The sequence below is a fragment of the Photorhabdus sp. RW14-46 genome (genome assembly GCF_963887965.1).
In the GTDB taxonomy this organism is placed as follows: Bacteria; Pseudomonadota; Gammaproteobacteria; order Enterobacterales; family Enterobacteriaceae; genus Photorhabdus; species Photorhabdus laumondii.
The window spans coordinates 59,709-72,774 of record NZ_CAWPHH010000023.1 but is presented as its reverse complement, the minus strand read 5'-3'; the positions used below and the strand labels follow the sequence as shown (position 1 = coordinate 72,774).

Here is a 13,066-nt window from a genome sequence, read left to right as displayed (position 1 = left end):
CCCTTTCAGGTCCCCCACTTTGGTCTCGCGACATTATGCGGTATTAGCCACCGTTTCCAGTGGTTATCCCCCGCCCTCGGGCAGATCCCCAGACATTACTCACCCGTCCGCCGCTCGTCAGCAAAAGTGCAGGCACTTTCCTGTTACCGCCCGACTTGCATGTGTTATGCCTGCCGCCAGCGTTCAATCTGAGCCATGATCAAACTCTTCAATTTAAATCAAAGTTTGATGCTCAAAGAATTCTGACTAATTATTTCGTAATGAATTAACTGTTGTTCACTCTTCAAGACTTTAAAACGTATTTTTTTGCGATACGGTCTTGTGAGTGCCCACACAGATTGTCTGATTAATTGTTAAAGAGCAGGCTGACATAAAAAATAACATTCTCGTTCAGCCGGGCTGCGTATACTACGCTGTTCGCCCGCAGAGTCAAGCACTGATTATCGCTTTCTCTGCCCGACCTCACAATGTTTATCAGCGTTGTGTCGGTCAGTGGTGGCGCATTATAGGGAATTCTTTGACGCTGGCAATAATTATTTTGAAAAAAATTGATCGTTTGATTAATTCCACAGCAAAGCTCTACTTTATACCTACTTACCAACAGATTTATCCACATATGGCTAGTTGGATGAAAATTTATCGAGCATCACACAAACGTTTTCGTTACAATTCGGTGGTTAAAATCATCAAGCGATTTTATCTGACTATACTGAAATGTTATTGCAGTGCCCATTTTTTATGTCCTGGTATATACCCTATGGATTTCAAGATGCATCGCGACAGCAAGGAAGCGAATCCCCGGGAGCATAGCGAACGATGTGATCGGGGTGAGTGAGTGCAGCCAACAAAGAGGTAACTTGAAAGATAACGGGTGTAGTGGGTTCTTCCCAATAACATGTTACTGCCTTACAAAATCCAAGGGATCAAATCAATGCAACAGCTTCGTCCAATCCGTCGTGCCCTGCTTAGCGTTTCCAATAAATCAGGGGTTGTTGAATTTGCAAAAGCCTTATCTCAACGCGGTGTCGAATTGCTTTCTACTGGTGGCACAGCGCGTTTACTCGCTGAGTCAGATCTAAAGGTTACTGAAGTTTCAGACTACACCGGTTTTCCTGAAATGATGGATGGCCGTGTTAAGACGCTGCATCCTAAAGTACATGGCGGAATCCTTGGCCGCCGCGGACAAGATGATGAAATCATGGCACAACACCAAATCTCACCGATCGATATGGTGGTTGTGAATCTATATCCATTCGCTCAGACCGTAGCTAAACCAGATTGTACTTTGGCAGATGCCATTGAAAACATTGATATCGGTGGTCCAACTATGGTTCGCTCTGCGGCTAAGAACCATAAAGATGTAGCGATTGTGGTAAATAGTAAGGATTACGAAAAAATCATTGAAGAGATGGATAACAATCAGGGGTCATTAACACAATCAACCCGCTTCGATTTAGCCATTAAGGCTTTTGAACACACCGCGGCTTATGACAGCATGATTGCTAACTATTTTGGCAAGCTGGTTCCTCCTTATCATGGCGATACGACTCAACCATCAGGACGTTTCCCTCGTACTCTGAATTTGAATTTCATTAAAAAGCAGGATATGCGTTACGGTGAGAACAGCCACCAAGATGCTGCATTCTATATAGAAGAGAATCTTTCTGAATCATCCATTGCAACTGCAACTCAGTTACAAGGTAAGGCTCTTTCCTATAATAACATTGCTGATACCGATGCAGCGCTGGAATGTGTTAAGGAATTCGTGGAGCCTGCATGCGTTATTGTTAAGCACGCTAACCCATGCGGTGTAGCCATTGGTAAAGATATCCACGAAGCTTATGATAGCGCATTCAAAACAGATCCAACCTCCGCTTTCGGCGGTATTATTGCTTTCAACCGCGAACTTGATATTAAAACTGCACAAGCCATTATCGACCGTCAATTCGTCGAGGTAATTATTGCCCCCTCAGTAAATAAAGATGTCTTACCTGTGCTGGCAACCAAGCAAAATATCCGCGTTCTGGCATGTGGTAAATGGGAGGACCGGGCTGCTGGCCTTGATTTTAAACGAGTTAATGGTGGCTTACTGGTACAAGATCGCGATCTTGGTATGGTTGCAGTAACTAACCTACGTGTGGTTTCCAAACGTCATCCCACCGAACAAGAAATGAAAGATGCTCTGTTCTGCTGGAAGGTCGCTAAGTTTGTCAAATCTAATGCCATTGTTTATGCAAAAAATGATATGACCATTGGTATTGGCGCTGGCCAAATGAGCCGTGTCTATTCCGCAAAAATTGCGGGGATTAAAGCAGCCGATGAAGGCTTGGAAGTCCAAGGATGCGCAATGGCGTCTGACGCCTTTTTCCCATTTCGTGACGGCATTGATGCCGCTGCGGCTGTCGGCGTGAGTTGCATTATCCAACCCGGCGGTTCAATCCGTGACGACGAAGTAATTACCGCGGCTGATGAACACGGTATTGCTATGATTTTCACCGGCATGCGCCATTTTCGCCACTAATCAATAGCAGGAGTTAATCTGATGAATATTTTAATTGTTGGTAGCGGTGGACGCGAACATGCGCTGGCATGGAAAGCAGCTCAATCTCCTTTAGCTGATAAAATCTATGTCGCTCCAGGAAATGCAGGAACTGCTCTGGAAAGCAATCTTGAAAATATTGATATCTCAGCGACAGATATCAACGGCTTGTTAGTATTTGCACAAAGCCATAATATTGGGCTGACTATCGTCGGCCCTGAAGTACCATTAGTGTTAGGTATCGTCGATGCATTCCAAAAAGCAGGGTTGACTATTTTTGGTCCAACTCAGGCAGCCGCTCAATTAGAAGGTTCAAAAGCATTTACCAAAGATTTTCTAGCACGTCATCAAATCCCAACTGCGGCTTATCAGAATTTTACAGCTATCGAACCCGCTCTTGCCTACCTAGATAAAGTCGGTATTCCTATTGTTATAAAAGCTGACGGACTGGCTGCGGGTAAAGGTGTGATTGTTGCGATGACGCTGGAAGAAGCCCAGTCCGCCATAAAAGATATGCTAGCCGGAAATGCGTTTGGTGATGCAGGCCATCGTATTGTTATTGAAGAGTTTCTAACAGGTGAAGAAGCTAGTTTTATCGTTATGGTCGACGGTAAGAATGTTATTCCGATGGCAACCAGTCAGGATCATAAACGCATAGGTGATGGTGACTCCGGCCCAAACACTGGCGGAATGGGAGCCTATTCTCCCGCACCAGTCGTCACCAATGAAATCCACCAACGCATTATGGAAGAGATTATTTATCCTACTGTTAATGGTATGGCTGCTGAGGGTCATGTCTATACGGGTTTTCTTTATGCCGGCTTGATGATCAGCCAAAATGGCGAACCCAAAGTGATTGAATTTAACTGTCGCTTTGGTGATCCAGAAACACAACCCATCATGATGCGTATGCGCTCTGATCTTGTTGAACTCTGTCTAGCTGGTGCAAAAGGCGAGCTTGCGGGTAAAACGTCTGATTGGGATGAGCGCCCTGCTCTGGGTGTGGTACTCGCTGCCGGAGGGTATCCTGCTGATTATCACAAAGGGGATATCATTCATGGCTTGCCCCAACAAGAAAATGAAAGTAGCAAGGTTTTCCATGCTGGTACAGCAATGAAAGACAATGATGTTATTACCGCCGGTGGACGCGTTCTGTGTGTTACAGCATTAGGAGAAACCATTATAGATGCACAGAAAAATGCTTACCAACAAGCAGAAGAGATTGAATGGAATAACTGTTTTTACCGCAAGGATATCGGATATCGGGCAATTAACCGATTGAAATAATCATAAAACTGACGAGGGTCAGAGGCTGTCCTTCGTCGGTTCCCAACGACAAAAGTCATTATTAGCTACCAACAATAATTCGCGGCCAGCAGGCGCTTCCAACCAAGCAATGGTTAACTGGCTGTAGCTACTTTTTTCGCGCTGTTCAAGCCATGACCTCGCGTAAGGTTCAAACTCAAGGGAAATCGTTTCACCTGCACAGGTAGTGACTTTACCGTTATTCCAGTGCCCTTGCACCAAACGCACATTTCCCACTATCAACGCATCACTTAATTCAAGCGTCCGTTTAGCATCAAACTGCATACGAACAATATCATCGCTGGAAAGTCGCTCTCGTCGCGTTTTCGACTGCTTTTGCATAAAAATCACATCACCGGATTTATTCAAACGAAGTTGTTCAGATAGTGGATTTTTATCATTCAAAATTTCACGGCGAATTTGGCGCAAATCTCCCTGCTTATATTCATAAAAAGTCACGACGGTATTGTCATTACGGTAGGGGCTGTAAACACTCATCAGCACCCGAGGTTTACTGTTCTGATCGTTGAGACGCCACAAGCGGACAACACCATCATCGGCAATGAATCCACTTGCGCTGAAAGAAGGTTCTTTAGGTTGATTGGTACAGGCGCTGAGCGCGAAGACGAATCCTAGTGTCATCAGCCCCTGACGAACCAACAAAAGGGGATAAATAATACCCCTTCTATTTTTTCTTTTTTGCAATGAAATTATTTAACTGCGTCTTTCAGAGCCTTACCAGCAGAGAAAGCAGGTACGTTTGCAGCCGCGATGGTAATTTCTTTACCGGTTTGCGGGTTACGACCAGTACGTTCTGCACGGTGGTTAACTTTAAAAGTACCAAAACCTACCAGTTGTACTGAATCGCCCGCTTTTAGGGATTCGGTGATTGCATTCAAAGTTGATTCCAGAGCAGCTTTTGCCTGAGCTTTAGTCAGTTCTGTGCTTTCTGCGATTGCATCAACTAATTCAGTCTTATTCATAGATTATCCTTACAGTGTGTTTATCGTTTGCAAAGCATCGAGTGCGACGGATATGCCGAATGACAGCACCCCTGCATACACGCACCGATAGCCACTTCTTTTCACCCCCCAAATGTAGAACAGAGTGGGGGCAAAAGTGAAGCCTTTGAACATGGCATTTAAAGCATTAAATCACGTTTTTTCACTTTACTGCGTTAAATTTATACCAATGTTGCTCGTTCCTGACTCCCGGAGGTCAGCTTTCAATCCTTTAATCAACTCAATATCCCGCTCTTCGCAGCTAACCAATAAGCGATAAATTTCCCATTGGATGTCCCACTCTTGTTCAATAGCCGGTAATATTTTCAGTTCTTCATCAGTCATTTCTTTTCCGGCCTGAGTCATTTCAAGCATAGCAACAGTGCGGATTGAAATTTCACTCACTGCAATTGCATGCTCCAATGTTTCACCACTCAGACGGGAGTGAATAATTTCCCCTAATGCAATACATGCATCAATCGCCGGGTACACACCGTAAATATCGTAATCATCCGCTGAGGGAATAATTTGTTCCAACTTTTCCAGCTGATTATCAAAATTCACCTTGGCATCTTTTACAACTAATATTTCCCACACCAAATCCAGAATACGGCGGTAAAGAGCAGGTTCTGCAAATGCCGTCTGGCAACAGAACATCTGGTAATTTGGATACATCCGTTCGCATAAACTTGCCATAAAGGTCAGATGCTGCCAGCTTTCAAGTTTTTCCAGCCGTAAATGTATCGGGTTCCGTAACATTAGCTTTTACTCATTATGCACAATTTGCTCCGCAGTTTACCTGAAATTCAAGAATATCCACACGCTTACACCGAATTTAAGGATTTTTCTGTATCATTTGTTCAAAAAATGGTCTATTTGAGGCTATACCATCTGCCCAACGGGTTGTTTCAGGCAAGCGATAACCTTTCATACAACGTTCCACCCATAACAATGCGCTATCAAGACTGATTCTGTGTCCTGTAGAAATATACAACGGATTACAACGTTTTTTACTTCGCCATACCCAACCAATCTGTTCCTCTTTATCAAGCAAAGGTTGGCAACTGCCGGGCTGTTCTCCCAATAGTTCACTTTCACCACATAAACGACGTTTTGCCACACCAATTGTGGGCACATTAGCTAATAAACCAAAATGGCTAGCTACACCTAAACGACGTGGATGAGCAATGCCATGACCGTCCACCATTACTAGATCAGGTTTGTATTTCAACAACTGCCAAGCAGCCATTAATGCAGGATATTCACGGAAAGAGAGTAAACCGGGAATATAAGGCAACGTAGTTTCAATTCGCGCTATCTGATATTCCACCAGTTCAAGAGCAGGATAAGAGAGAACCGCTATCGCTGCACGGGTAATTGCTCCCTGTCGTTCGAAACCCACATCAGCACCCGCAATCAATTTAGGTGGGGAAAAATCATCATAACAGATAACCTGTTGAGCCTTTGCTATTTGTTCCTGACGTAATGCTTTCGTATTAATCATATTTTTACTGATGATATTTAGCTGAAAGTTTATGTACCGCTTCGACAAATACCCCCGCGTGTTCCGGCAGTATATCCTGATGGATACCATGACCAAGGTTAAAGACATGACCAGAACCCGTCCCAAAACCTTGCAAAATTGTCGAAACTTCCTGCTCAATCCGCTCTGGAGAGGCGTATAACATGGATGGGTCCATATTACCCTGCAAAGCGACTTTATTCCCCACACGACGGCGTGCATCGGCAATATCTATCGTCCAGTCCAAACCAAGCGCATCACAACCGGTTTCAGCCATTGCTTCCAGCCATTGTCCACCACCTTTAGTAAACAGTGTCACTGGCACACGACGACCTTCATTTTCACGGATCAGACCATCAACAATTTTGTGCATATAATGTAAGGAAAATTCCCGATAATCCCGCCCCGTCAGTACTCCACCCCAAGTATCGAAAACCATCACAGACTGAGCACCTGCTTTAATCTGAGCATTGAGATAAAGAATAACGCTGTCTGCTAGCTTATCCAGCAACAGATGCATTACGGTAGGTTCGGCATACATCATTTTTTTAATTTTAGTGAATGCCTTGCTGCTACCACCTTCCACCATGTAAGTTGCCAGTGTCCACGGGCTACCAGAAAAGCCGATCAAAGGAACCTGGCCCGCGAGTGCCTTACGAATCGCACGCACGGCATCCGTCACATAGCTCAACTCCATTTCCGGATCAGGCACCGGCAGTTTTTCCACATCAGCACGGCTGAAAACCGGAGATTTAAAACGCGGACCTTCACCGGCTTCAAAATAGAGTCCCAACCCCATAGCATCAGGAATAGTGAGAATATCAGAGAAGAGAATTGCCGCATCCAGCGGATAACGCTGCAAAGGTTGTAAAGTGACTTCACAAGCGAGCTCAGTGTTTTTACACAAAGCAATAAAATCACCGGCTTTAGCACGAGTAGCCTGATACTCAGGTAAATAGCGGCCAGCCTGGCGCATCATCCAAACAGGGGTAACATCAACGGATTGGCGTAATAAAGCTCGCAAATAACGATCGTTTTTCAGCGCATTCATGACAGGCTCCATCTATATTTATTGGCCGCAACATAATCTGACTACAATGAATTAGAACCTCATTGTAACATGATAGGTAAATCTCTCCCGTTGAATTGCGCCAAACTGTACATCACGTATTTCGGCATAGAACAATCGTATCTTCAATCAACCGACGGGCAATAGTATTATGTGGTGGAATCAATGGTAATTGATCATAGTGATACCAATCCGCACTAATCAGCTCTTGCGGATCATGGCGGATCTCACCACTGTCATAATCAGCCAGAAATGCCATCATTAATGAATGAGGGAAAGGCCACGGTTGAGAAGCCACATAACGTAAATTGCGAATTTTAATATTACTCTCTTCCATCACTTCGCGGACAACAGCTTCTTCGAGTGTTTCACCGACTTCAACAAATCCCGCCAATACTGTGTACACCCCTCCACGATGGTGCTGATGTTGAGCCAGCAAAATATGATCATCCCGACGAATACCGACAATAATACAAGGTGCAATCTGCGGATAATAACGTTCATGGCAGTGATGACACAGACAAGCCCATTCACTGACACTATGGTGCATTTCATTACCACAATAACCACAATATTGATGAGAGCGATAAAACTCTGCCAATTGCACTCCTCGGCCAGCTAATTGAAACAAGCCACGATCACTTGCAACAATTTGCCGTAAAGAAACCATATTTGAAACCATTTTCTGACGAATAAGCCAAACTTTTTCGCCTTGCCACTCACCAATAGGCAAGGCTATTTTTCCTTGCAGTGACCATTGAGTTGCCATTCCAAAAGGTAACTCACCTTTCGGGAGCCAAATACGATTTTCATTGCTGATAATCCACCAGCCATGTTCTGTACCTGTAATTTGTTGTTGCATCATCATCACTATGACATCTTAATTTTAATATCTGTATATACCCGTCATCTTTCAAGTTGCCTCTTTGTTGGCTGCACTCGCTCACCCCGGTCACATCGTTATCTATGCTCCCGGGGATTCACTCCCTTGCCGTCGCAATCCATCTTGAAATCCATAGGGTATAAATCATACACTTTCTAATCAGAAAAGCGTGCTTTATTACTATTGTCATAGACCATATTGCCCGATCTGGCAGTAATAGGCATTATTCTCAACGATTAAATAGACTTTGATCTGAGGAGCACAACACCATGTCTCAATTGCTTGCCGTGTTTGATCTGGATGACACCTTAATTTCCGGTGATTCCAGCGCTATATGGACCACGTTTTTATGGGAAAAAGGTGTCATTACTGATCCAACTTTTATCGAAGCAGATAAAAAAATGATGGCTGATTACAGCGCGGGTTCGCTGGATATGAATGATTATCTGGCATTTAGCCTGCAAACCTTGCACCAAGTTCCACAAGAACAAGTTGATCTTTGGCTGACTGAATTTGTTAACGAAAAAATAAGACCTCGATTTTATCCGCAAGCTAAAGCTCTTATTGCAGAGTATCAACAGCAACAAATCCCAATTATGATCATCTCAGCCACAGTCTCTTTTATTGTAAAAAAGATTGCTACCGAATTGAATATTCACACGGCACTGGGCATTGATATGGTAATAGAAAATGGCTGTTATACCGGTAAAATAGATGGAATTGCGACTTTTCGTGAAGGTAAAGTAAAACGGATAAAACAGTGGCTGGAACAGAAAAATAGTTATCCCAAAATTATTCGCTTTTACAGTGATTCAATTAATGATCTCCCAATGTGTCAATTTGCCGATGAGGTAATTACGGTCAATGCTGATGCCCATTTAAAAACCGAAGCACAACAACATGGCTGGCAACAATTAACCTGGTCACTGTAAATACTTTCAATCAGTAGGGGTTGTAGTTTTCATAATCCCTTCTATACTACTGTTTACTTTCTTGTCGGAGTGCCTAGCGTAAGCTGTTTTATCGCAGCATACACAGGCTGAGACCGTTAATTCGGGATCCGCGGAACCTGATCGGGTTAATACCCGCGAAGGGAACAAGAGTAATCAACCGCTGTCAGCCCACCCAATTTTTTACAGGTCTGTCCAGCCATCAATTATATTACTCTTACTCATTTGCCTGCGAGCTCCAGACAAGCAACTTTCCCAATAACACAGTTTAGGAATTTGCTATGTCTCATAATACTGTTATCCCTACAACCGATATTTCACCAAAACCCGATCCGGCACGCCCACGTAAAGCTCAACGCGATGCCGCCCAAGAATTTATTAATTCTATTCAAGGCGTGACCTTCCCAAATTCACGACGAATTTATCTTCAAGGTTCCCGTGACGATATCCAAGTTCCAATGCGTGAAATTCAATTATCTCCCACGTTAATTGGTGGCACCAAAGAAGAACCTCAGTATGAAGAAAACGAAGCCATTCCGGTTTATGACACTTCCGGCGCTTATGGCGATCCTGATGCCAAGCTGGATGTACATGTTGGGTTAACTCAACTACGTCAACCTTGGATCAACGAACGCCAAGATACTGAACCTGTTGCCACCCTCAGCTCCGATTTTACTCAGCAACGCCTGACGGATGCCGGCCTCGATCATTTACGTTTCAATCATCGCTCCCATCCATTAAAAGCCCGTAAAGACAAACGCGTTACTCAATTGCACTATGCTCGTCAAGGCATCATCACGCCGGAAATGGAATTTATCGCACTACGGGAAAATATGGGACGTGAACGTATCCGCGGTGATGTGTTACGCCAACAACATCCCGGACAAAGTTTTGGCGCTCAGTTGCCGGAAAATATCACACCAGAATTTGTCCGTCAGGAAGTCGCGGCTGGTCGGGCAATTATCCCTGCCAATATCAATCATCCTGAATCAGAACCGATGATTATTGGTCGCAATTTTCTGGTGAAGGTTAACGCCAATATCGGTAATTCTTCAGTCACCTCTTCGATTGAAGAAGAAGTAGAAAAGTTAATCTGGTCCACTCGTTGGGGCGCAGATACGGTAATGGATCTCTCCACTGGCCGTTATATCCACGAAACCCGCGAATGGATCTTACGTAACAGCCCGGTTCCTATCGGTACAGTCCCTATTTATCAGGCGCTGGAGAAAGTCAATGGCGTGGCGGAAAATCTCACTTGGGAAATATTCCGTGATACCTTGCTGGAACAAGCAGAACAAGGGGTCGATTACTTCACCATTCATGCCGGCGTATTACTGCGCTATGTACCGATGACCGCCAAACGCCTTACTGGGATCGTTTCCCGCGGCGGTTCAATTATGGCGAAATGGTGTCTGTCTCATCATCAAGAAAACTTTCTCTACCAACATTTCCGTGAAATTTGTGAAATCTGCGCCGCTTATGATGTTTCCCTATCATTGGGAGACGGTCTACGCCCCGGTTCTATTCAGGATGCTAACGATGAAGCGCAGTTTGCAGAACTACATACATTAGGTGAACTGACCAAAATTGCCTGGGAATATGATGTTCAAGTGATGATCGAAGGCCCTGGGCATATTCCTATGCAGATGATCCGCCGCAATATGACGGAAGAATTAGAACATTGTCATGAAGCGCCTTTCTATACTCTTGGCCCCCTGACAACAGATATTGCACCCGGTTATGACCATTTCACTTCCGGTATTGGTGCAGCCATGATTGGCTGGTTTGGCTGCGCCATGCTCTGTTATGTGACGCCGAAAGAGCATCTCGGCTTGCCAAACAAAGATGATGTTAAGCAAGGACTGATTACCTACAAAATTGCTGCTCACGCCGCCGATCTCGCCAAAGGTCACCCAGGCGCACAAATCCGCGATAATGCCATGTCTAAAGCACGTTTTGAGTTCCGTTGGGAAGATCAATTTAATCTCGCGCTCGATCCCGATACTGCTCGCGCCTATCACGATGAAACCTTGCCACAAGCCTCCGGCAAAATTGCGCATTTCTGTTCTATGTGCGGGCCTAAATTCTGCTCTATGAAGATTTCTCAAGAAGTACGCGATTATGCCGCTGGTATGGAACAGATGTCCGAAGCATTCCGCGCCCACGGTAGTGAGTTGTATCACAGTGTAGAGGATGTATCCCATGAACAATCTGCCTAACGCACCATTTGCCCCAACTGAACACAGATTGGGGCTGTATCCGGTCGTGGATTCGCTAGCGTGGATTTCCCGCCTGTTACAGGCAGGCGTCACCACAATTCAGTTGAGAATTAAAGATCTGCCAGAAGATCAGGTGGAAGAAGAGATTCAACAAGCCATTATGCTCGGTCGCCAATACAACGCTCGTCTGTTTATTAACGATTACTGGCGACTAGCAATAAAACATGGCGCTTATGGTGTTCATCTGGGGCAGGAAGATTTAGTTATCGCTGATCTGAACGCCATCCAAAAAAAGGGATTGCGGTTAGGAATCTCTACCCACGATGAACAAGAGCTGGCAAGAGCAAAATCCCTGCGTCCGTCTTATATCGCTCTCGGCCACATTTTCCCAACCACAACCAAAGCGATGCCATCTTCCCCACAAGGAGTGGAAGCACTGAAACGACAGGTAGAAAACACACCAGACTATCCCACTGTCGCCATCGGCGGAATTTCTCTTGAACGCGTACCGGATGTCATTGCAACGGGAGTTGGCAGTGTGGCGCTGGTTAGTGCCATTACCAAAGCAAAGGATTGGCGTCAGGCAACTGCACAACTGCTTTATCTGGTTGAAGGGGTAGAGAGGTTCTTATGCTGAATGATCAAGAATTTATGCGTTACAGCCGACAACTGTTACTCGAAGATATTGGCCCGGAAGGACAGGAAAAACTGAAATCCAGCCACGTATTGATTGTCGGGCTGGGAGGACTAGGCGCTCCTGCCTCTCTCTATCTGGCCGGAGCCGGTGTGGGAACAATTTATCTCGCTGATGATGACCACTTACACATCTCCAATTTACAACGGCAAATACTTTACCGCACTGAGGATATCCCTTCTGCAAAAGCTGAACTTGCAGCCAATCAACTCAATGCATTGAATCCGCTGATCAAAACAATGGTTCTTAATCAACGTCAGAACCTGGAATCGCTGACAACAATCGTGAAACAAGTCGATCTGGTTCTCGACTGCTGTGACAACATGACAACCCGCCACGCTATCAATGCTGCTTGTGTGGCAACGCGAAAACCGTTGATCAGCGGCAGTGCTGTCGGTTTTAGCGGCCAACTTATGGTATTTGAATCCCCTTATCTTCATGGCTGCTATAACTGTCTCTACCCTGAACAGCAAGAGCCTCTACGAAATTGCCGGACTGCGGGTGTATTAGGTCCGATAGTCGGTATCATCGGCACATTACAGGCATTAGAAGCCATCAAAATGTTAACTGGGCTTCCCTCTCCGTTAAGCGGCAAACTCCGACTGTTTGATGGTAAACAACAAAGCTGGAGCACACTACAACTTAACCGGTCGCAGCAATGCCCGATTTGCGGAGATATGGCATGAAAATTACGGTAAACGACCAGCCGATGGAGCTTATGGCTCCTCTGGCTATACAGCAATTGCTAGAACAACTTGAACAAACACAACCGGGAATGGCACTGGCTATTAATCAAACCATTATTCCGCGTTCAGAGTGGAATACGCATCGAATTAATGATGGAGACAATATCCTTTTGTTTCAGGCTATTGCTGGAGGTTGAT

Annotated in this window: 15 protein-coding genes, 1 rRNA gene and 1 riboswitch; of the genes, 8 read left to right on the top strand and 8 right to left on the bottom strand. The window is 44.9% G+C overall.

Annotated features, from left to right (window positions below; genetic code table 11):
• Nucleotides 1-215, bottom strand: a 16S ribosomal RNA gene (locus AACQ38_RS16955); the annotation flags it as partial.
• Nucleotides 216-725: 510 nt separating this feature from the next.
• On the opposite strand from AACQ38_RS16955, the gene AACQ38_RS16950 reads away from it, so the two are divergent.
• From AACQ38_RS16950 to purD, 3 genes are read left to right on the top strand one after another with little or no spacing between them, the layout of a single operon-like run.
• On the top strand, nucleotides 726-1,079 hold the full coding sequence (locus tag AACQ38_RS16950; protein WP_339367060.1) for a hypothetical protein: 354 nt from the start codon (nucleotides 726-728) through the stop codon (nucleotides 1,077-1,079).
• The gene (purH, locus tag AACQ38_RS16945; protein WP_339367061.1) at nucleotides 962-2,521 is read left to right on the top strand and encodes a bifunctional phosphoribosylaminoimidazolecarboxamide formyltransferase/IMP cyclohydrolase; all 1,560 of its coding nucleotides are present in this window, start codon (nucleotides 962-964) and stop codon (nucleotides 2,519-2,521) included. Before AACQ38_RS16950 ends, purH begins: the two co-directional genes overlap by 118 nt.
• A gap of 21 nt (nucleotides 2,522-2,542) precedes the next feature.
• Nucleotides 2,543-3,826, top strand: coding sequence for a phosphoribosylamine--glycine ligase (gene purD / locus AACQ38_RS16940; protein ID WP_165578639.1), 1,284 nt, complete (start codon nucleotides 2,543-2,545; stop codon nucleotides 3,824-3,826).
• Nucleotides 3,827-3,844: 18 nt separating this feature from the next.
• On the opposite strand, the gene AACQ38_RS16935 is transcribed toward purD, so the two are convergent.
• The 7 genes from AACQ38_RS16935 to AACQ38_RS16905 form a co-directional block, all read right to left on the bottom strand.
• Nucleotides 3,845-4,486 carry a DUF1481 domain-containing protein gene (locus AACQ38_RS16935; protein WP_041379893.1) on the bottom strand — a complete coding sequence of 214 codons (642 nt, stop codon included), beginning with the start codon at nucleotides 4,484-4,486 and terminating at the stop codon, nucleotides 3,845-3,847.
• A 68-nt stretch (nucleotides 4,487-4,554) separates the two neighbouring features.
• Nucleotides 4,555-4,827, bottom strand: a complete 273-nt coding sequence (gene hupA / locus AACQ38_RS16930; protein WP_011144877.1) for a nucleoid-associated protein HU-alpha — start codon at nucleotides 4,825-4,827, stop codon at nucleotides 4,555-4,557.
• Nucleotides 4,828-5,013: 186 nt separating this feature from the next.
• A complete protein-coding gene (locus tag AACQ38_RS16925) occupies nucleotides 5,014-5,604 on the bottom strand; it encodes a YjaG family protein (RefSeq protein WP_011144876.1) in 591 nt (196 codons plus the stop codon).
• 76 nt (nucleotides 5,605-5,680) lie between these two features.
• Nucleotides 5,681-6,349 carry a deoxyribonuclease V gene (gene nfi / locus AACQ38_RS16920; RefSeq protein WP_011144875.1) on the bottom strand — a complete coding sequence of 223 codons (669 nt, stop codon included), beginning with the start codon at nucleotides 6,347-6,349 and terminating at the stop codon, nucleotides 5,681-5,683.
• A gap of 4 nt (nucleotides 6,350-6,353) precedes the next feature.
• Nucleotides 6,354-7,418, bottom strand: a complete 1,065-nt coding sequence (gene hemE / locus AACQ38_RS16915) for a uroporphyrinogen decarboxylase (protein ID WP_165578638.1) — start codon at nucleotides 7,416-7,418, stop codon at nucleotides 6,354-6,356.
• A 112-nt stretch (nucleotides 7,419-7,530) separates the two neighbouring features.
• Complete coding sequence (gene nudC, locus AACQ38_RS16910; RefSeq protein ID WP_041379892.1) at nucleotides 7,531-8,298, bottom strand: NAD(+) diphosphatase; 768 nt, start codon at nucleotides 8,296-8,298, stop codon at nucleotides 7,531-7,533.
• On the bottom strand, nucleotides 8,246-8,392 hold the full coding sequence (locus AACQ38_RS16905) for a hypothetical protein (protein ID WP_158538257.1): 147 nt from the start codon (nucleotides 8,390-8,392) through the stop codon (nucleotides 8,246-8,248). Before AACQ38_RS16905 ends, nudC begins: the two co-directional genes overlap by 53 nt.
• A gap of 196 nt (nucleotides 8,393-8,588) precedes the next feature.
• Here AACQ38_RS16905 and AACQ38_RS16900 point away from each other — a divergent pair, with 196 nt between their 5' ends.
• The 5 genes from AACQ38_RS16900 to thiS all read left to right on the top strand — a co-directional run bounded on the left by AACQ38_RS16900 (nucleotide 8,589) and on the right by thiS (nucleotide 13,065).
• Nucleotides 8,589-9,251 (top strand): HAD family hydrolase, encoded by a 663-nt coding sequence (locus AACQ38_RS16900; RefSeq protein WP_011144872.1) that lies wholly within the window; start codon nucleotides 8,589-8,591, stop codon nucleotides 9,249-9,251.
• Between the two features lie 55 nt (nucleotides 9,252-9,306).
• Nucleotides 9,307-9,432: riboswitch (TPP riboswitch) on the top strand.
• 118 nt (nucleotides 9,433-9,550) lie between these two features.
• The gene (gene thiC / locus AACQ38_RS16895) at nucleotides 9,551-11,488 is read left to right on the top strand and encodes a phosphomethylpyrimidine synthase ThiC (protein WP_165578637.1); all 1,938 of its coding nucleotides are present in this window, start codon (nucleotides 9,551-9,553) and stop codon (nucleotides 11,486-11,488) included.
• On the top strand, nucleotides 11,472-12,125 hold the full coding sequence (thiE, locus tag AACQ38_RS16890; RefSeq protein ID WP_165578636.1) for a thiamine phosphate synthase: 654 nt from the start codon (nucleotides 11,472-11,474) through the stop codon (nucleotides 12,123-12,125). The genes thiC and thiE overlap by 17 nt, the downstream gene beginning before the upstream one ends.
• Nucleotides 12,119-12,868 (top strand): HesA/MoeB/ThiF family protein, encoded by a 750-nt coding sequence (locus tag AACQ38_RS16885; RefSeq protein ID WP_165578635.1) that lies wholly within the window; start codon nucleotides 12,119-12,121, stop codon nucleotides 12,866-12,868. Before thiE ends, AACQ38_RS16885 begins: the two co-directional genes overlap by 7 nt.
• Nucleotides 12,865-13,065: a sulfur carrier protein ThiS gene (gene thiS, locus AACQ38_RS16880; protein WP_165578634.1), complete on the top strand. Its 201-nt coding sequence runs from the start codon at nucleotides 12,865-12,867 to the stop codon at nucleotides 13,063-13,065. Before AACQ38_RS16885 ends, thiS begins: the two co-directional genes overlap by 4 nt.
• Nucleotide 13,066: the final 1 nt, after the last annotated feature.